Below are 17893 nucleotides of genomic sequence, written 5' to 3' on the forward strand. Positions count from 1 at the left end.
CAGGCGCCTCTTAGTGTTTGTCACGACGGAAGAACGCCAAACGCTCTTCATCAATGCTCAGGCCCAGGCCTGGCGCAGTGGAGACATGCAGCTGGAAATCGCGGTACACCGGCGGCTCGGTGAGGATGTCTTCGGTGAGCAGCAGCGGGCCGAACAGTTCGGTGTCCCAGGCCAGCTTGTTCAAGGTCAGGAAGGCATGCGCCGAAGCCAGGGTGCCGATGCCGCCTTCGAGCATGGTGCCGCCGTACAGGCCGATACCGGCCGCTTCGGCAATCGCAGCCGTACGCAGCACCGCACGCGGGCCGCCGTTCTTGGCGATCTTGAGGGCAAACACCGAGGCCGCGCCTTCGCGGGCCAGGTTGAAGGCGTCTTCCACGCATTCGATGGACTCATCGGCCATGATCGGCGCCGGGCTCGACAGGTTCAGCCGCGCCATGCCGCTGCGGTTGTTGCGCGAGATGGGTTGTTCGATCAAGTCGATGCCGTTATCGCCGAGCACCTTGCACGCGCGCAGGGCCACCGCTTCGTCCCAGGCCTGATTGACGTCGACTCGCACACTGGCGCGCTCGCCCACCGCCTGTTTGATCGCGATCACGTGGGCCAGGTCGCGGCTGACCTCACCGGCGCCGATCTTCAATTTGAAGATACGGTGGCGGCGCAGGTCGAGCATCTTCTCGGCCTCGGCGATGTCCTGTTCGGTGTTGCCGCTGGCCAATGTCCAAGCCACCGGCAAGGCATCGCGCACGCGCCCGCCAAGCAATTCACTGACCGGCAGGTTGAGGCGTTTACCCAATGCATCGAGCAAGGCGCTTTCGATGCCGGACTTGGCAAAGGTGTTGCCACGAATGCTGCGCTCCAGGCGCAACATGGCCGCGTTGATATTGCTCGCGTCCTGGCCAATCAACAGGGGCGCGAAGTGCCGGTCGATGTTGACCTTGATGCTGTCGGGGCTTTCATTGCCGTAGCTCAGGCCGCCAATGGTGGTGGCTTCGCCAATGCCTTCGATGCCGTCGGCACAACGCAGACGGATGATCACCAGCGTCTGGTTTTGCATCGTGTGCATCGCCAGTTTGTGCGGGCGGATGGTGGGAAGGTCGACGATGATCGTTTCGATCGACTCGATGGCGCAAATCGGCATGGCTATACCCGTTGGGTTCTTTATAGATTTGCGCCGATTCTGTGCCGTATTTTTCCTGGCTTCCAATATAGAATGGGTCTCGCACAATACCTTCAAGGTATGAAAGGAGCCGACATGGAACTGCGTCATCTGCGCTATTTCCAGGTGCTGGGTGAAACGCTGAACTTCACCCGCGCCGCCGAACGCCTGCACATCGCCCAGCCGCCGTTGAGCCGGCAGATTCAGCAATTGGAAGATGAATTGGGCGTGATTCTGCTGGAGCGCGGCCGACCGCTGCGGCTGACCGAGGCCGGCCGGTTTTTCTATGAGCACGCCAATGTGCTGCTCGAGCAACTGGGCAAGGTCTGCGACAACACGCGGCGCATCGGCCAGGGCGAAAAGACCTGGCTGGGCATCGGTTTTGCGCCGTCGACTTTGTACGGCGTGTTGCCGGAACTGATTCGGCGGCTGCGCAACCATGAGGCGCTGGAGCTGGAGTTGGGCTTGTCGGAGATGACTACCTTGCAGCAGGTCGAAGCGCTCAAGGCCGGGCGGATTGACGTGGGTTTCGGGCGGATTCGCATCGACGACCCGGCCATCGTCCAGCGCGTGCTGGTGGAGGACCGGCTGGTGGCCGTGCTGCCCGCCGGGCACCCGCTGCTGGAAGCGCCCGCCACCCTCGCCCAGCTGGCCGCCGAGCCGTTTGTGTTGTACCCCGGCAACCCGCGTCCCAGTTATGCCGACCATGTGATCGCGCTGTTCGACGCCCACGGCTTGAGCCTCAAGGTGGCGCAGTGGACCAACGAATTGCAGACCGCCATCGGCCTGGTCGGCGCGGGTATGGGCGTGACGCTGGTGCCGGCCTCGGTGCAGGTGCTGCACAGGGCGGATATTGGTTACACGCCGATTGTGGAAACCACCGCGACCTCGCCGATTATTCTGAGCCGGCGGGTGAATGATCAGTCGCCGGGGCTGAGTCATTGTTTGCAGTTGGTAGAAGAGCTGATCTGAAACCTCAAAGCCACCCTCTATCCAATGTGGGAGCTGGCTTGCCTGCGATGGCGGTGGAACATTCACTACCGCTATCGCAGGCAAGCCAGCTCCCACCGTTTGATCTTCATTGTTTTCAAAGACTGCGCAAACGCTTGCGCTGCAGGGTTTGGCTGGGGGATTCATCAAACAGCTTGCGGTACTCCGCCGAGAACCGCCCCAAATGGGTAAAGCCCCAACCCAGGGCAATCTCGGAAATGGTCCGAGTAGAACCCTGCTCCAGAATTTCCTGGCGCACCGCCCCCAACCGGTACTTCTTCAAATACGCCATGGGCGACAGCGCAAAGTACTTGCGAAACGCATCAAACAGCTTGAACCGCGACACGCCCGCAGCCGTCTCCAGGTCCTCCAAATGCACCGCTTCACGGGCGTTGTCGTGGATGTACTGCCGCGCACGAATCAAATAATGCGGCAGCTTAACGCCCAGCACGTCGCGCAATTCTTCTGAATAGTTATTCGGCTGGGCGAGGATCAACCCTTTGATCAGCGAGCTTTCCAGGTCACGGGTAAACGCTGCCTGCTCATACAGCTCGCTGCTGCGCTCAAGCTCGGCGATAAAGTAGCGCGCCATGCGCCACCAGGACGCCGACGCGCCGTCCACCGCGTCCATCACCGATTCAAAACGCAACGGCGCCTCAATCGGCCGTTGCAGCAACGCCTCCAGCGATTCACTCATCGCCGCGCGCGTGATCACCACCTGCAACTTGCGGCAGTCACCGGAGATCGCCAGCACTTGGTGCTCGTTGGGCGACAGGATCACGCCCTGGTCGCGGTTGGAACTCAGCCGCTCGCCGTTCTTGCTCAACTCCTGTTCGCCCACCAACGGCAGGCTCAGGCTGTAGCTGCTGAAGTGCTCGGCGTCTTCGATGCCGATGGTCACGTCGGTGCCGTATTCGATCACGCCCAGGGTGGTGGCGCGGGACTTGAACACGTTGGCACTGTGGTGAAAGCGCAGGCGCTCGGGTGTCGACGTCGCCAGGCGGTGCGGCCCACAAATGCCGGACATCCAGCTGCAGGCGCCTTCGAGGTCGAAGCGTTGAATATGGATTTCGCGTGTATGGCTACTCATCAGGGTGCACCCACGGCGGTTAGGCGGTTGCGCGCTCTGGCGGCGCGTCGTTAACAATCGACAGCAAGTTCTACGCCACGCCCGCGTGAATGCAACGGGGTGGATAGCAACGGTCGACTATGTGGATAAGCCACAGGTTTTTGCGGCTTTGCCTTGGTATGACAGTAGCGCATCGCGTCACCTGGCTGCACCGAACTGGGTATTTGCTGCCCAACTATGCGGCCCATCTCTGCCCATTAAGCGGATAGCCCGCGCCCTGCCCCGCTGCCTCTAATGGACCACCGATTAGCCCCTATCAAAAAGGTGCCTCCCATGAGTGGTGCAAAAAGCGTCGAGCAGTGGAAAACATTCATCGAAAGCTGCCTGGACTTCCGCCCGGCCGATGAAGTGTTCCGCATCGCCCGCGACATGTTCACCGAGCCGGAACTGTTCGACCTGGAGATGGAACTGATCTTCGAAAAGAACTGGATCTACGCCTGCCACGAAAGCGAGCTGGCCCATAACCACGACTTCGTGACCCTGCGCGCCGGGCGCCAGCCGATGATCATCACCCGCGATGGCGAGGGCCAGCTGAATGCGCTGATCAACGCCTGCCAGCATCGCGGCACCACGCTGACGCGCGTCGGCAAGGGCAACCAATCCACCTTCACCTGCCCGTTTCATGCCTGGTGCTACAAGAGCGATGGCCGGCTGGTGAAGGTCAAGGCGCCGGGCGAGTACCCGGAAGGCTTCGACAAAGCCACACGCGGCCTGAAAAAGGCGCGCATCGAAAGCTACAAGGGTTTTGTATTTATCAGCCTGGACGTGAACGGCACCGACAGCCTGGAAGACTTCCTCGGCGACGCCAAAGTGTTCTTCGACATGATGGTCGCGCAGTCCGCCACGGGTGAGCTGGAAGTGCTGCCGGGTAAATCGGCCTACACCTACGACGGCAACTGGAAGCTGCAAAACGAGAACGGCCTGGACGGTTATCACGTCAGCACCGTGCACTACAACTACGTGGCCACGGTGCAGCATCGCCAGCAGGTGAACACCGAAAACGGCAGCGGCGCAGGCACCACGCTGGACTACAGCAAGCTCGGCGCGGGCGACGCGAACACCGACGACGGCTGGTTCGCCTTCAACAATGGCCACAGCGTGTTGTTCAGCGACATGCCCAACCCGACGGTGCGCTCGGGCTACGCCACCATCATGCCGCGCCTGGTGGAAGAACATGGCCAGCAAAAGGCCGAGTGGATGATGCACCGCCTGCGCAACCTGAACATTTACCCAAGCCTGTTCTTCCTCGACCAGATCAGCTCGCAGCTGCGGATTATTCGCCCGCTGGCGTGGAACAAGACCGAGATCATCAGCCAGTGCCTGGGCGTAAAGAACGAGTCGGATGCCGACCGCGAAAACCGCATCCGCCAGTTTGAGGACTTCTTCAATGTGTCCGGCATGGGCACGCCGGATGACCTAGTGGAGTTTCGCGAAGCCCAGCGCGGTTTCCAGGGCAGGCTGGAACGCTGGAGCGATATCTCGCGCGGCAGCCACCGCTGGGAAACCGGGCCCACGCCGAACAGCGAAGCCATCGGCATCCAACCGGCGATGACCGGCACCGAATTCACCCACGAAGGCCTGTACGTCAACCAGCACCGCAACTGGCAGCAGTTCCTGCTCAACGGCCTGGACCAACAAGCGCTGAAACTGCGGGAGGTGAAGTGATGAATGCGCAATTGCAGTACCGGATCGAGCAGTTTTTCTACCGTAAATCCGAGCTGTGCGACGCCCAGGATTGGGACGCTTATGTGCAGCTGTTCGACCCACAGAGTGAATTCCACCTGCCGCAATGGGACTCGGAACACGTGTACACCCGCGACCCCAAGCGCGAGATGTCGCTGATCTATTACGCCAACCGTTCGGGCCTGGAAGACCGCGTGTTCCGCCTGCGCACGGGTAAGGCCGCGTCGGCCACACCGATGCCGCGCACGTTGCACTTGATCAATAACGTGCGTGTGGCCGAGCAACCGGGCGGGTTACTGGAAGTGAAGTTGAACTGGCACACGCTGTTTTATCGACTGGCCACGTCGGAGCAGTTTTATGGGCATGCCACCTACAGCCTCAAACCCCATGGCGACAGTTGGTTGATCACGCGCAAACACGCCTTGCTGCTCAACGACACCATCAACTCGGTGCTGGATTTTTATCACCTCTAAACCAGCACATCATCCCTGTGGCGAGCAATCATATGAATCACAAAGTGGCCTTCAGTTTTGCCGACGGCAAGACCCTGTTTTTCCCGGTGGGCGCCAATGAAATCCTGCTGGACGCGGCCCTGCGCAACGGCATAAAAATCCCTTTGGATTGCCGCGAAGGTGTGTGCGGCACCTGCCAGGGCCGCTGCGAGTCCGGCGATTACACCCAGGACTATGTCGATGAAGAAGCCCTCTCCAGTCTCGATCTGCAACAGCGCAAGATGCTCAGCTGCCAGACGCGGGTGAAGTCCGACGCGGCGTTTTACTTCGACTTTGATTCGAGCCTGTGCAACGCGCCCGGGCCGGTGCAAGTGCGCGGTACGGTGAGCGACGTGCAGCACATCTCAAACAGCACGGCGATTTTGCAGGTGCAGCTGGAGGTGCCGCTGGATTTTCTGCCCGGCCAATACGCTCGCCTGTCGGTTCCCGGCACCGACAGTTGGCGCTCGTTTTCCTTCGCCAATCGCCCCGGCAATCAACTGCAGTTTCTGGTGCGTCTGCTGCCCGACGGCGTCATGAGCAACTACCTGCGCGAGCGCTGCCAGGTCGGTGATGAAGTCCTGATGGAGGCGCCATTGGGTGCGTTTTATCTGCGCCATGTCACTCAGCCGCTGGTGCTGGTGGCCGGTGGCACCGGGTTGTCGGCGTTGCTGGGCATGCTCGATGAACTGGCGGCCAACGGCTGCGACCAACCTGTGCACTTGTATTACGGCGTGCGTGGTGCCGAGGACTTATGCGAAGCGGCGCGCATCCACGCCTACGCTACAAAAATTCCGAATTTTCGCTACACCGAAGTGCTGAGCGACGCCTCACCGGCGTGGGCCGGCAAGCGCGGCTACCTCACCGAGCATTTCGACCTGGCCGAATTGCGGGATAGATCGGCGGATATGTACGTGTGCGGCCCGCCGCCAATGGTCGAATCGATCCAACAATGGCTGGCGGATCAGGCACTTGATGGCGTTCAGCTGTATTACGAAAAGTTTACGCAGAGTAATATCTGACCCCTCAGCAGTTCTGAGGGGCGGGTGCGGCGTGCAATCACCCTCAAGAAAAACAAGTAGAAGGGAATGTTAATGGCGGATGACATGGTTAACCCAGTTGGCCTCAAGCGTGGCCTGAAGAACCGGCATATTCAGCTGATTGCCTTGGGAGGGGCGATTGGCACGGGGTTGTTCCTCGGCTCGGCCGGGGTGCTCAAGTCGGCGGGGCCGTCGATGATCCTGGGTTACGCGATTGCCGGTTTTATTGCGTTCCTGATCATGCGCCAGCTCGGCGAGATGATCGTCGAAGAGCCGGTGGCCGGTTCCTTCAGCCACTTCGCCCATAAATACTGGGGGGGCTACGCAGGCTTCCTGGCGGGTTGGAACTACTGGGTACTTTACGTGCTGGTGGGCATGGCCGAACTGACGGCCGTGGGCAAATACATCCAGTTCTGGTGGCCGGAGATTCCAACCTGGGTCAGCGCGCTGGTGTTCTTCGTCGCGGTGAACCTGATCAACACGCTGAACGTGAAGTTCTTCGGTGAAGCCGAGTTCTGGTTCGCGATCATCAAAGTGGTGGCGATTGTCGGCATGATCGTGCTCGGCTGCTACCTGCTGTTCAGCGGCACCGGCGGCCCGCAAGCCTCGGTGAGCAACCTGTGGAGCCACGGCGGGTTCTTCCCGAATGGCGGCATGGGGCTGTTGATGTCGATGGCGTTCATCATGTTCTCGTTCGGCGGCCTGGAGCTGGTGGGCATCACCGCCGCCGAGGCCAGCGAGCCGCGCAAAGTGATCCCCAAAGCCATCAACCAGGTGGTTTACCGGATCCTGATTTTCTACGTCGGCGCCCTCACCGTGCTGCTGTCGCTGTACCCGTGGGACCAACTGCTGCAAACCCTCGGCGCCTCAGGCGATGCCTACAGCGGCAGCCCGTTTGTGCAGATTTTCTCGCTGATCGGTAACGACACCGCCGCGCACATCCTCAACTTCGTGGTGCTGACCGCGGCGCTGTCGGTGTACAACAGCGGCGTGTACTGCAACAGCCGCATGCTGTTCGGCCTGGCCGAGCAAGGCGACGCGCCGAAAGCGCTGATGAAACTCAACAAACAAGGCGTGCCGCTGCGCGCCCTGGCGATTTCGGCACTGGTAACGATGCTCTGCGTGGTGGTCAACTACGTCGCGCCGAAGAGTGCCCTGGAATTGCTGTTTGCGCTGGTGGTTGCCTCGCTGATGATCAACTGGGCGCTGATCAGCATCACCCATATCAAGTTCCGCAAAGCCATGGGCGAGCAAGGCGTGACGCCGTCGTTCAAGACCTTCTGGTTCCCGTTCAGCAACTACCTGTGCCTGGCGTTCATGGTGATGATTGTGAGCGTGATGCTGGCGATCGAGGGTATTCGTGAGTCGGTGTATGCGATGCCGGTTTGGGTGGGGATTATCTATGTGGCGTATCGGTTGCGGGTTAGAAACGCGAAAGTAGCCGTAGCGCAGTAACCCCTGTAATTATCGTTCCCACGCTCCGCGTGGGAATGCACCCTGTGACGCTCCGCGTCACGACTCCCGAAGCGGACGCAGAGCGTCCAAAGCGGCATTCCCACGCAGAGCGTGGGAACGATCAGCCCCGGGATTCCGGGGCTTTTTGTTTAGAGCGTGGAACGCACTCGCCACAGCTCGGGAAACAGCACCGTGTCGAGCATCTTGCGCAAATACCCCACGCCTTCAGTGCCGCCCGTGCCCGGCTGAAAGCCGATAATCCGCTCCACCGTTGTCACATGCCGGAAGCGCCACTGGCGGAACGAATCCTCCAGGTCGATAAACTTCTCGGCCAACTGATACAAATCCCAATACCGGCTCGGGTCGCGATACACCTCGCGCCATGCCGCTTCCACCGATTCATCGTGAACCGTGGCCGCCGTCGGGTCGCGCTCGGCGCGTTTAGGGTCAATCGCCAGGCCCGCCTTGGCCATCAGGTTGACCGCCTCGTCATACAGCGACGGCGTGGCAATCGCCACTTTCAGCTCGTTCAACAACTCCGGCCGATGCGCGTGAGGACGCAACAGCGCCGCGCTTTTGTTTCCGAGGATAAATTCGATCTCGCGGTACTGGAACGACTGGAACCCCGACGACTGCCCCAGGAACGGGCGAATCGCCTTGTACTCCGATGGCGTCATCGTCGCCAGCACCGCCCAGGCGTGCACCAGTTGATCGAAGATCCGCGATACCCGCGCCAGCATCTTGAACGCCGGCGGCAGCTCACCCAGGCGCACGTGTTCACGGGCGGCCTTGAGTTCGTGGAGCATCAGTTTCATCCACAGCTCGGAGGTCTGGTGCTGGATGATGAAGAGCATTTCGTTGTGGTCCGGCGACAGCGGGTGCTGGGCGCTGAGGACTTTGCCCAGGTCCAGGTAGTCGCCGTAACTCATCGACTCGGAAAAATTCAGCTCGGCGTTATGCCATTCTTCCGGCGGTTGGTAGTCAGGTGAGAAAGGACATTGGCTCATCGCGTGGGCTCCTTGAGCGGGCGGAGAATGGCGCGGACCGGGCTCGCGTCCAGGTTGGCAAAACGCAGCGGCAGCGCGATCAGTTCATAGTCGCCCTCCGGCACGTCATCGAGCACGATGCCTTCGAGAATCGCCATGCCATGGCGGGCCACGGCGTTGTGGGAATCCATGGTCTTGGACTGTTGCGGGTCCAGCGACGGCGTGTCGATACCAATCAGGCGCACGCCCAGGCTGGCGAGCAGCTCGATGGTTTGCGGCGCGATGGCGGTGAAATTCGAATCCCACTCGGTCAGCGGCGCTTGTGGATAAGTACGCAGCAGCACGCGCTCGGGCACGTTATCCACACGCCCGTCCAGCTGATGCGGCTGCACCAGCGCGCCACTGCCCAGGCAATGCAGTACACGGCACGGGCCCATGTACACGTCCAGCGACACCTCGCCAATCGGCGCGCCATCCGCGCTGTAATGCAACGGCGCGTCCACATGGGCGCCGGTGTGCGGCGAGAAGGTCACGCGCCCTACATTCACCGGGCACTCCGGGCCGAACTGCCACACGCGCTCTTCCTGGAACGGCGTATCGCCCGGCCAGGTCGGGGTGGCCGTGCTCAAGGGCGGGCTGATATCCCACCACGTTTTTATTGGGTTCATTTCGAGGCTCTCGGTCGTTACTGGGGTGAATGATACGAGGGCCAGCCGTGCATTTTCTTGCTTATTCCAGCGCCAGGCGGGAAATTTTTCGCACTTACTGCGACTAAATGGCGGATTCACGCATATATCTGTGGGAGCCGGGCTTGCCCGCGATGGCGTCGTGTCAGGTAATGAGAGGCAACCTGCGCCGCCGCCATCGCGGGCAAGCCCGGCTCCCACAGAGTTCTACGGCGTTTGAGCGCTTCTGGGCATCCCGATGTCGAGTTCAGACCACTGGCACAACGCCCCAGGCCTTAGGGTTGCTCTTTCCATTCCCTGCCTCGGAGCCATCATGTCCAAGCCCATCACCGTACTGCGCGACACCCACCCACTGCCGGTCCTGGATGCCTGCAAATGGGAAAAACTCGAAGGCGACCCGCACACCGTCAACCTCAACGCCTACACCAGCGAAGACGGCAGCAAAATCATGGGCACCTGGATCTGCACGCCGGGCAAGTGGTACGTGGAATACGTGAAGTGGGAGTACTGCCATTTCCAGGAAGGCTACTGCGTGATCACGCCCGAAGGGATGGCGCCGATTCACCTGCGGGCTGGGGATATCTTTGTGGTGGAGCCAGGGATGAAGGGGACGTGGGAAGTGGTTGAGACTGTGCGTAAGTATTTTGTATTTGCGTGAGCCGCAAAAACCCGAGAGCCCGCCAGCGGCAGGCTCTCGGAAAACGCCCTATTCGGGCTTGCGATAACTGTTGATGATCGCCGAGAAGTCTTTGCCGCCTTCCCCGCGCTGGCTCATCGATTGATACAACTGCTGGGCCACGGCGCCGAGGATCACCGGTTGCTTGGCTTGGCGCGCGGCTTCGGTGGCCAGGCCAAGGTCTTTGAGCATCAGGTCGGCGCCAAAACCACCGGTGTAACCCCGCGACGACGGCGCGGTTTCGATCACGCCCGGCCAAGGGTTGTAGGTGTCGGAACTCCAGCAGCGCCCGGTGGAGCTGTTGATGATGCCGGCCAGCACTTGGGTGTCGATGCCCAGTGCATCGCCCAGGGCCATGGCCTCGCTGACACCGACCATGCTGATCCCCAGCAACAGGTTGTTGCAGATTTTGGCGATTTGCCCGGTGCCGACGTCGCCGCAACGCACGATGTTACGGCCCATCTGCGCCAGCACCGGTTGCAGGGTGGCGAACAGGTCCGGGGTGGCGCCGACCATGAAGGTCAGGGTCCCGGCACTCGCACCACCGGTGCCGCCAGAGACTGGAGCATCCGCTATCACCACACCTTGCTTGGCCGCCGCAGCGGCAACATCGCGGATGGTTTGCGGGTCGATGGTGCTGCAATCCACCGCCGGTACGCCTTTGCCGATGCCGGCCAGCACGCCGTCTTCATTCAACCAAACGCTGCGCACATGGGCGGCGGCAGGCAGCATGGTAATCACCAGCTCCGCACCTTCTGCAGCTTCACGCGGTGAGCCTGTGACGGTGGCGCCCAGTTCTGCGAATTCCTTGAACACGCCTGGATTAACGTCGAACACATTCAGCTTATTGCCAGCCAAAAGCAGGTTGCGGGCCATGGGCGCGCCCATGTTGCCCAAGCCAATAAATGCAATCTTCATGGTCGTCTCCCGGAATCAGCGCAGGTTGATGGTGGTGTTGACGCCATCGTTGACCGTGTCGTCGTCGAACCAGCGGCTCGTGACGGTTTTGGTCTGGGTGTAGAACTGCACCACTTGCTTGCCGTACGGGCCGAGGTCGCCGAGCTTGGAACCCCGCGAGCCGGTGAAACTGAAGAACGGCACTGGCACTGGGATCGGGATGTTGATGCCGACTTGGCCTACATCGATTTCGCTCTGGAACTTACGCGCCGCCGCACCGCTTTGGGTGAACAGGCCAGTGCCGTTGCCAAATGGGTTGGCGTTGACCAACGCGATGGCCTCATCGAGGGTCGCGACTTCGAGCACCACCAGCACCGGGCCGAAGATTTCCTGGGTGTAGATTTGCATATCTGTGGTCACGCCCGAGAACAGGGTCGGGCCGACGAAGTTGCCCTGCTCGAAGCCCGGCACCTTGATGTCGCGGCCGTCCAGCTCCAGCTTGGCGCCTTCTTTTACGCCGCTTTCGATCAGCTCCAGAATGCGTGCTTTGGCGCGCTTGGAAATCACCGGGCCGACGTCTGTACCGGCTTCGCTGCCGGCATTCACTTTGAGCTTTTGCGCCAGCGCCTTGAGGTCCGGCAGCCATTGCTTGGCCGCGCCCACCAGCACCACCACCGAGGTGGCCATGCAACGCTGGCCCGCTGCGCCGAAACCGGCACCGACCAAGGCATTCAGGGTGTGTTCGCGGTTGGCGTCCGGCAGCACCACGGCGTGGTTCTTGGCGCCCATCATCGACTGCACGCGCTTGCCGTGCTTACCGGCCAGGTCGTACACGTGAGTGCCGACGGCGGTCGAGCCGACGAACGACACCGCCTTGATATCTTTATGGGTGCACAGCGCATCCACCACGTCCTTGCCGCCGTGCACCACGTTGAGCACGCCCGCCGGCACGCCGGCTTCCAGCGCCAGCTCCACCAGCAGCATCGTCGACAGCGGGTCCTGCTCGGACGGCTTGAGCACGAAGGTGTTACCGCAGGCAATCGCCATCGGGAACATCCACAGCGGAATCATTGCCGGGAAGTTGAACGGGGTAATACCGGCGCATACGCCGATGGGTTGGCGCAGGGTGTAGGTGTCGACGCCACCGGCGACGTTTTCAGCGAATTCGCCCATCTGCAAGGTGCCGATGGAGCACGCGTGCTCGACCACTTCCAGGCCACGGAAAATATCGCCTTCGGCATCAGCAATGGTCTTGCCCTGCTCAGCGCTTAGGACCACGGCGATGCGCTTGGAATGTTCGCGGATCAGGGCTTGCAGCTTGAGCATGATGCGCATGCGCGCGCCGATCGGCGTCAGCTTCCAGGTCTGGAAGGCTTGATGGGCAGCGTCGATGGCGGCGTTGACCTCATCGGCGGTGGCAAACGGGACTTTGGCCAGCACCTGTTGGGTGGCCGGGTTGACGATGTCTTGCCAGTGGGTGCTCTTGGACTCGACCCATTCACCGTTGATCAGCAACTTGACCTGTTGCACGGAAATATCGGCAGAAGCGTTCATGTGGTCTCCAAATCTTGTAGTTATGCAGAGACAAGGCGCGTGAATCGCCTTGGAAATGAGGCGTTCGGACTGTTTTTCGAGTATAGATGTGCAAACTTCTAATAAGAACGCACATAAAAGCCGGTCCAATATGCAAAAAAACATCACGTCACTGGGCTCCCTGAACTGGGATGACCTGAAGTTTTTCCTCGAAGTGGCGCGCACCCGCAAGGCCAGTGTGGCCGCCAAGCGCCTGGCGGTGGACTACACCACGGTGTCGCGGCGCATCAGTTCACTGGAAGTGTCGCTCGGCACGCTGCTGTTCGAAAAATCCCGGACCAGCGGTTTTGTGCTCACCACCGAGGGCCAGCGTTTGCTGGGCTATGCGGAGTCCATCGAAAGCACGCTGCATATGGCGTGCGAGCAGGTGTCCGGCTCTGGCGTGGCCTTGTCGGGCCACGTGCGCATGGGCTGCACAGAAGGGTTTGGCAGTTTTTTCGTCACGCCGCAGCTCAGCCATTTTGTCGACACGTACCCGGCGATCTCGGTGGATATCCTGCCCCTGCCCCACTTCATCAGCCTGTCCAAGCGCGAAGCCGACATCGTCATCGCCCTGGAACGCCCGGAACACGGGCCGTATGTGTGCTGCAAACTGTGCGACTACAAGCTGCAGCTGTACGCGACACAGGACTACCTCGACCAACACCCACCGATCCAGCGGCCGGCGGATTTGGCGGAGCATCCGTTTATCAGTTACGTGGATGACCTGGCGTTCAGTTCGGAGCTGTTGTACCTGGCGAATGTAGTGCCCGGCGCCAGCGCGAGTTTGCGCAGTACCAGCGTGATTGCGCAGTACGTGGCGGCGCAGCAGGGCCGGTCGATGGCGATATTGCCGTGCTTTCTGGCGGCGCAGGATTCGCGGTTGTTGCCGGTGCTGGGGGAGCAGATTTCGATCACGCGGCAGTTCTGGATGTATTGCCGGGAGGATCTGCGCAAGTTGAAGCGGATTACGTTGTTGTGGGATTACATCAGGGAGGTGACGGAGCAGAATCAGGGGTTGTTGATGGGGGAGACGCGGGAGATGAGGTTTGCGGATTAAAGGGCCATCAACGACGATTCGCTTTAATTTGCAGGACGTTTCCTAGAGACTCTCTGCCCCATTGCGCCTTATCGTTTGGGTCACTAGCCTCCCTGGGTCGCTGCATATCAGCGATCGGGTTTAGCGATCCGGGTTTCAGGCGTGACATTGCCCCAATAGCACTCGCTGGCGTTCGCCAGCTTGTAGCGTTTTATGGCGGCTGTGTGCGGGAGACTTTCGAGTCTACCCGGGATGCGCTCTGACCCGGATCGCTAACCTGCACACAGCTGCCACCCTCTTCATGTTTAGCGATGTGATGTGGCAGCTCTACTTACGCAGAGAGCATTCGTCATGAGCAAAGTCATACCCGATCCACCGCTTTCCTCCATCACCACCCTTGGCGTAGTCACCTTCGGCGACTACGGCGAAAACCAAAAACCACTGTTCCGCGTCAATTCCGGCATGCCCATCGAGCAAGCCCTGGAACACGCCTCCACCCTGCTGTTCTACTCCAAAAAACTCGCCATGGAAGCCGCCATGGACGTTCGCGGCGAGCAATACGCATGGGCCGCGCATTACCTGTGTGAGATGGGCAAGGCCGTGGTGGATGACCTGACGCAGGCGATGACGCCAACGAGCTAAACGCCAGATCGTTTCCACGCTCTGCGTGGGAATGCCGCCATGGTCGCTCTGCGTCTGCTTTTGAAGTCGTGACGCGGAGCGTCACAGGATGCATTCCCACGCGGAGCGTGGGAACGATCGGATCAGGGGTTGTTGATGGGGGAAACGCGGAAGATGAGGTTCGCGGATTAAAGGGCCATCAACGACGATTCGCTTTAATTTGCAGGACGTTTCCTAGAGACTCTCTACCCCATTGCGCCTTACCGTTTGGGTCACTAGCCTCCCTGGGTCGCTGCATATCAGAGATCGGGTTTAGCGACTCGGATTAGTTGGGGATGTGATGCCAAAGTATTGCCAGGCGTTTTACCTGTCTTTACCGTTTTATGGCGGCTGTACGCGGGAGACCTTCGGGTCTGCCGGGTTCCCAAATTTACCGGTTCGCTAACCCGTGTACAGCTGCCACCTCTTCATGTTTAGCGACATGCCGTGGTGACCCCTACTGCAAATTTGGGAAACATCATGTCAAAAATCGTCCCCGATCCACCGCTTTCCTCCATCACCACCCTTGGCGTAGTCACCTTCGGCGACTACGGCGAAAACCAAAAACCCCTGTTCCGCGTCAATTCCGGCATGCCCATCGAGCAAGCCCTGGAACACGCCTCCACCCTGCTTTTTTACTCCAAGAAACTCGCCATGGAAGCCGCCATGGATGTGCGCGGCGAGCAATACGCATGGGCCGCGCATTACCTGTGTGAGATGGGCAAGGCCGTGGTGGATGACCTGACGCAGGCGATGACGCCAACGAGCTAAACGCCAGATCGTTCCCACGCTCTGCGTGGGAATGCCGCCATGGTCGCTCTGCGTCTGCTTTTGAAGTCGTGACGCGGAGCGTCACAGGATGCATTCCCACGCGGAGCGTGGGAACGATCGGAACTGCGGCGGGTGCGAAATTTTGGTCAGGCGCAAATAAGTGTGGGAGCTGGCTTGCCTGCGATAGCGGTGGGTCAGTCAGCACATCTGCTGCTGATATACCGCTATCGCAGGCAAGCCAGCTCCCACATTTGGGAATGCCGCCCTGGACGCTCTGCGTCCGCTCTCGGCGTTAGTCCGCGATCACCACAATCGACACGCGCCGATTCTCGGTGCGCCCCGCCACTGTGGTGTTCGGCGCCACCGGCTCGCTGCTGCCCAGGCCGCGCAGTTGGATGTTTTCTTCCTTCATGCCTACACCGGTCAGCACGTTGCCTACGCTTTTGGCGCGACGCAGGGACAGTTGTTGGTTGTAGCTCTCTTTGCCCGAGGCGTCGGTGTGGCCGTCGACGCGCACGCGGTCGATGCCGGCGCCGACCAGGGCTTTGCCGATGCGTTCGACGATGTCGGTGCTGGCTTTGTTGAGGCTTTCAACGTCGCTGCCGAACAGCACTTTGCCTGACAGGCCGAAGGCCCAGCCTTCGTCGGTCAGTTCGAAGCCTTGCTGTTTGAGGACCGCGACTTGGGCCGGGGTCAGGCCTTTGGGTGGGGCCGTCTGGCAGCCGCCGAGGGCCAGGAAGGCCACCAGCAAAGTGATAAACAGCATGCGCGCAGTAGAGAACAAGGGATCAACTCCTGTGGTTAACATTTGCGGCGGTGGGCTCCGATTCCGCCGTTTGCTGGCCGCCCTGGGACAATCGTTTGGCCTGGTACATCGCCGCGTCGGCGGCATTGAGCAAGGTGCCGGGGGTGGCGCCATGATCGGGATAAACGGCAATGCCGATACTGAGGGAGGTCAACACCTGGGTGTTGCCGGGCAGTGGGATCGGCTTGTCCATGCTGGCAATAATCTTGTCGGCGATGCGCTGGGCGTCGTCGAGTTTGTGCAACGGCGCCAACAGCACGGCGAACTCATCACCGCCCAGGCGCGCCACCAAGTCATCTTCACGCAATTGCGCGCGCACGCGCTCGGCGACGGCGACCAGCACGGCATCGCCGGCGGCGTGGCCGAAGTTGTCGTTGATGTCTTTGAAGCGGTCGCTGTCGAGAAACAGCACGGCCACGCGCTCGTTAACCTTGGCGGCGCTGCGCAAGGCACGGATCAGCCGGCCTTCGAAAAATGCGCGGTTGGGCAGGCCGGTCAAACTGTCGTGGCTGGCTTGGTGAGCGAGGGTCTCGTTTTCACTTTGCAGGTGGCTTTGCCAGGCTTCCATCTCACCCAGCAGGGCATTGAAGTCACTGCCGAGGCTGTCGAGTTCGGCGATCTGCGCCGGAGGCACGCGCCGGTCAAAGTCGCGCTCGCTGCGGGCGGCATGGGCCACGGCGGCGAGACTTTGCAGCGGTCGGGTGATGCCCAGCAACAAACGCCGCGCCAAATACAACGCCACCCAGGCGCTGAGGGCGGTACAAATCACAATGCCGGCCAGGCCGCTGAGCAGGAAACGCAGCAGGCTACCGCCATGGCCGACCACATGAATGCTGCCCACGGTCTGCCCTTGATGCAGGATCGGCTGGTTGATCGGTTGTTCGAGCAAGGCATGCGCCAGCGCCAGTTCGATCTTGGAGAGCATCCCGGTTTCTGGCCGCACCCATTGCGCCAGCAACTTGCCATTGGCGTCGAACACTTCGGCCTGGGCCACCTCTTCGGTAGAGGCGATCACGCTGAGGGCTTCGGTGGCGGCCGCGCTGTCGTTGAACACCACCGCCGCTTCCACGGTGTAGTTGATGGAGCGCGCGATCAGGTGCAGGTTGTGCTCGGCATACACACGCAGTGCCAGCACGCCGAGCAGGGTCAGCGACACGCTGGCCAGCGTCACGGCGACCAACGCCAGGATCAAATGCCCACGGCCGATGACCGAACGCAGGGTCGGCCGCGCTTTCACGGCTTTCATGACGCAGGCGCTCGACGACGGGACAGCTGCAACACACTGGGGTGGATGCGCACGCCACTGCGGGCAACCGAATCGAGGTTGACCTCGAACGACACTTGCTCATCGCCCACGCGCAGGCAAAACAGGCTGCCCACGGTGCATTGGTCGCCACCTTCGCTGATGCTCAACACCGGGTGGCCGATCAGCGAAGTAAACAGCCGGGCGCGTTCGTCTGCGCTGAGTTTGCCGATGTACACGGCGTCGCAGGCACTGACGATGTCGGGATGGTCGGCCAACAGGCGCTGCACCACTACCGGACGGCCGGTCGCCTGGGTGGTGCCTTTGACCAGGTCGTCGGTGTATTGGGTCGGCCCGACGATGCACAAACGCAGTTGCGCAGGCTCCACCGGCCAACGTGCGTAACTGAGGATGCCGAGTACGACTTGGGTGACCGCTTGGGCGCGTTGGTCAGCCGGGCTGGGCGCCTCGGCAAATGCTCGGGGGGCGAGCAGGCACACGAGTGCCACCAGTAACATGTGTCTCCAGCTCAAACTGCGCTCTGTGGGCGAGACAGCCACGTTCATGCAGCGATTCTCTTCAGGTATTTTCGAGGTGATGCCGCAACGATAGCA

The 17893-nt window shown here is 60.9% G+C and carries 18 protein-coding genes; 9 read left to right on the forward strand and 9 right to left on the reverse strand.

Going from position 1 to position 17893, the window contains the following annotated elements:
- Positions 1-10: 10 nt before the first annotated feature.
- A complete protein-coding gene (locus L8I05_RS19950) occupies positions 11-1138 on the reverse strand; it encodes a muconate cycloisomerase family protein (protein WP_242171139.1) in 1128 nt (375 codons plus the stop codon).
- A gap of 114 nt (positions 1139-1252) precedes the next feature.
- Here L8I05_RS19950 and L8I05_RS19955 point away from each other — a divergent pair, with 114 nt between their 5' ends.
- Positions 1253-2128, forward strand: a complete 876-nt coding sequence (locus L8I05_RS19955; protein ID WP_242171140.1) for a LysR family transcriptional regulator — start codon at positions 1253-1255, stop codon at positions 2126-2128.
- Between the two features lie 115 nt (positions 2129-2243).
- Here L8I05_RS19955 and L8I05_RS19960 read toward each other — a convergent pair whose 3' ends face one another.
- Positions 2244-3236 (reverse strand): helix-turn-helix domain-containing protein, encoded by a 993-nt coding sequence (locus L8I05_RS19960; protein WP_242171142.1) that lies wholly within the window; start codon positions 3234-3236, stop codon positions 2244-2246.
- A gap of 312 nt (positions 3237-3548) precedes the next feature.
- Between L8I05_RS19960 and antA the strand changes: the two genes are divergently transcribed.
- The 4 genes from antA (at position 3549) to L8I05_RS19980 (ending at position 7944) form a co-directional block, all read left to right on the forward strand.
- Positions 3549-4940 (forward strand): anthranilate 1,2-dioxygenase large subunit, encoded by a 1392-nt coding sequence (gene antA, locus L8I05_RS19965; RefSeq protein WP_242171144.1) that lies wholly within the window; start codon positions 3549-3551, stop codon positions 4938-4940.
- Positions 4940-5431 (forward strand): anthranilate 1,2-dioxygenase small subunit, encoded by a 492-nt coding sequence (gene antB, locus L8I05_RS19970; protein WP_242171147.1) that lies wholly within the window; start codon positions 4940-4942, stop codon positions 5429-5431. The genes antA and antB overlap by 1 nt, the downstream gene beginning before the upstream one ends.
- Positions 5432-5463: 32 nt before the next feature.
- Positions 5464-6471 (forward strand): anthranilate 1,2-dioxygenase electron transfer component AntC, encoded by a 1008-nt coding sequence (gene antC / locus L8I05_RS19975; protein ID WP_242171150.1) that lies wholly within the window; start codon positions 5464-5466, stop codon positions 6469-6471.
- A gap of 72 nt (positions 6472-6543) precedes the next feature.
- The gene (locus L8I05_RS19980) at positions 6544-7944 is read left to right on the forward strand and encodes an amino acid permease (RefSeq protein ID WP_159959860.1); all 1401 of its coding nucleotides are present in this window, start codon (positions 6544-6546) and stop codon (positions 7942-7944) included.
- 149 nt (positions 7945-8093) lie between these two features.
- Here the strand turns inward: L8I05_RS19980 and kynA are convergent, their stop codons facing one another.
- Entirely contained in the window at positions 8094-8951 is an 858-nt protein-coding gene (gene kynA, locus L8I05_RS19985) for a tryptophan 2,3-dioxygenase (RefSeq protein ID WP_242171153.1), read from the reverse strand.
- A complete protein-coding gene (gene kynB / locus L8I05_RS19990; RefSeq protein ID WP_197626761.1) occupies positions 8948-9598 on the reverse strand; it encodes an arylformamidase in 651 nt (216 codons plus the stop codon). The genes kynA and kynB overlap by 4 nt, the downstream gene beginning before the upstream one ends.
- A 331-nt stretch (positions 9599-9929) precedes the next feature.
- On the opposite strand from kynB, the gene L8I05_RS19995 reads away from it, so the two are divergent.
- A complete protein-coding gene (locus L8I05_RS19995) occupies positions 9930-10274 on the forward strand; it encodes a cupin domain-containing protein (protein ID WP_003194115.1) in 345 nt (114 codons plus the stop codon).
- 48 nt (positions 10275-10322) lie between these two features.
- On the opposite strand, the gene mmsB is transcribed toward L8I05_RS19995, so the two are convergent.
- Entirely contained in the window at positions 10323-11210 is an 888-nt protein-coding gene (mmsB, locus tag L8I05_RS20000) for a 3-hydroxyisobutyrate dehydrogenase (protein ID WP_242171155.1), read from the reverse strand.
- Positions 11211-11225: 15 nt separating this feature from the next.
- A complete protein-coding gene (locus tag L8I05_RS20005) occupies positions 11226-12743 on the reverse strand; it encodes a CoA-acylating methylmalonate-semialdehyde dehydrogenase (RefSeq protein ID WP_242171157.1) in 1518 nt (505 codons plus the stop codon).
- Between the two features lie 130 nt (positions 12744-12873).
- Here L8I05_RS20005 and L8I05_RS20010 point away from each other — a divergent pair, with 130 nt between their 5' ends.
- The 3 genes from L8I05_RS20010 (at position 12874) to L8I05_RS20020 (ending at position 15231) form a co-directional block, all read left to right on the forward strand.
- A complete protein-coding gene (locus L8I05_RS20010) occupies positions 12874-13821 on the forward strand; it encodes a LysR family transcriptional regulator (RefSeq protein WP_177019120.1) in 948 nt (315 codons plus the stop codon).
- 330 nt (positions 13822-14151) lie between these two features.
- A complete protein-coding gene (locus L8I05_RS20015; RefSeq protein ID WP_242171159.1) occupies positions 14152-14442 on the forward strand; it encodes a DUF3077 domain-containing protein in 291 nt (96 codons plus the stop codon).
- A gap of 498 nt (positions 14443-14940) precedes the next feature.
- Positions 14941-15231 (forward strand): DUF3077 domain-containing protein, encoded by a 291-nt coding sequence (locus L8I05_RS20020; protein WP_017137974.1) that lies wholly within the window; start codon positions 14941-14943, stop codon positions 15229-15231.
- Between the two features lie 292 nt (positions 15232-15523).
- Here the strand turns inward: L8I05_RS20020 and L8I05_RS20025 are convergent, their stop codons facing one another.
- From L8I05_RS20025 to L8I05_RS20035, 3 genes are read right to left on the reverse strand one after another with little or no spacing between them, the layout of a single operon-like run.
- Entirely contained in the window at positions 15524-16015 is a 492-nt protein-coding gene (locus L8I05_RS20025) for an OmpA family protein (RefSeq protein WP_242171161.1), read from the reverse strand.
- A 4-nt stretch (positions 16016-16019) separates the two neighbouring features.
- Positions 16020-17282 carry a diguanylate cyclase gene (locus L8I05_RS20030; protein WP_242171162.1) on the reverse strand — a complete coding sequence of 421 codons (1263 nt, stop codon included), beginning with the start codon at positions 17280-17282 and terminating at the stop codon, positions 16020-16022.
- Positions 17279-17845 carry a YfiR family protein gene (locus L8I05_RS20035; protein WP_242171164.1) on the reverse strand — a complete coding sequence of 189 codons (567 nt, stop codon included), beginning with the start codon at positions 17843-17845 and terminating at the stop codon, positions 17279-17281. Before L8I05_RS20035 ends, L8I05_RS20030 begins: the two co-directional genes overlap by 4 nt.
- Positions 17846-17893: the final 48 nt, after the last annotated feature.

The organism is Pseudomonas sp. MONT-RG-20F-20-E-7-02, assembly GCF_022662395.1.
Classification (GTDB): domain Bacteria; phylum Pseudomonadota; class Gammaproteobacteria; order Pseudomonadales; family Pseudomonadaceae; genus Aquipseudomonas.

What these genes read in the sequence shown, in the direction of transcription:
- L8I05_RS19950 (WP_242171139.1), bottom strand. Translation starts at nt 1,138, where the DNA reads ATGCCGATTTGCGCCATCGAGTCGATCGAAACGATCATCGTCGACCTT.
- L8I05_RS19955 (WP_242171140.1), top strand. Translation starts at nt 1,253, where the DNA reads ATGGAACTGCGTCATCTGCGCTATTTCCAGGTGCTGGGTGAAACGCTG.
- L8I05_RS19960 (WP_242171142.1), bottom strand. Translation starts at nt 3,236, where the DNA reads ATGAGTAGCCATACACGCGAAATCCATATTCAACGCTTCGACCTCGAA.
- antA (WP_242171144.1), top strand. Translation starts at nt 3,549, where the DNA reads ATGAGTGGTGCAAAAAGCGTCGAGCAGTGGAAAACATTCATCGAAAGC.
- antB (WP_242171147.1), top strand. Translation starts at nt 4,940, where the DNA reads ATGAATGCGCAATTGCAGTACCGGATCGAGCAGTTTTTCTACCGTAAA.
- antC (WP_242171150.1), top strand. Translation starts at nt 5,464, where the DNA reads ATGAATCACAAAGTGGCCTTCAGTTTTGCCGACGGCAAGACCCTGTTT.
- L8I05_RS19980 (WP_159959860.1), top strand. Translation starts at nt 6,544, where the DNA reads ATGGCGGATGACATGGTTAACCCAGTTGGCCTCAAGCGTGGCCTGAAG.
- kynA (WP_242171153.1), bottom strand. Translation starts at nt 8,951, where the DNA reads ATGAGCCAATGTCCTTTCTCACCTGACTACCAACCGCCGGAAGAATGG.
- kynB (WP_197626761.1), bottom strand. Translation starts at nt 9,598, where the DNA reads ATGAACCCAATAAAAACGTGGTGGGATATCAGCCCGCCCTTGAGCACG.
- L8I05_RS19995 (WP_003194115.1), top strand. Translation starts at nt 9,930, where the DNA reads ATGTCCAAGCCCATCACCGTACTGCGCGACACCCACCCACTGCCGGTC.
- mmsB (WP_242171155.1), bottom strand. Translation starts at nt 11,210, where the DNA reads ATGAAGATTGCATTTATTGGCTTGGGCAACATGGGCGCGCCCATGGCC.
- L8I05_RS20005 (WP_242171157.1), bottom strand. Translation starts at nt 12,743, where the DNA reads ATGAACGCTTCTGCCGATATTTCCGTGCAACAGGTCAAGTTGCTGATC.
- L8I05_RS20010 (WP_177019120.1), top strand. Translation starts at nt 12,874, where the DNA reads ATGCAAAAAAACATCACGTCACTGGGCTCCCTGAACTGGGATGACCTG.
- L8I05_RS20015 (WP_242171159.1), top strand. Translation starts at nt 14,152, where the DNA reads ATGAGCAAAGTCATACCCGATCCACCGCTTTCCTCCATCACCACCCTT.
- L8I05_RS20020 (WP_017137974.1), top strand. Translation starts at nt 14,941, where the DNA reads ATGTCAAAAATCGTCCCCGATCCACCGCTTTCCTCCATCACCACCCTT.
- L8I05_RS20030 (WP_242171162.1), bottom strand. Translation starts at nt 17,282, where the DNA reads ATGAAAGCCGTGAAAGCGCGGCCGACCCTGCGTTCGGTCATCGGCCGT.
- L8I05_RS20035 (WP_242171164.1), bottom strand. Translation starts at nt 17,845, where the DNA reads ATGAACGTGGCTGTCTCGCCCACAGAGCGCAGTTTGAGCTGGAGACAC.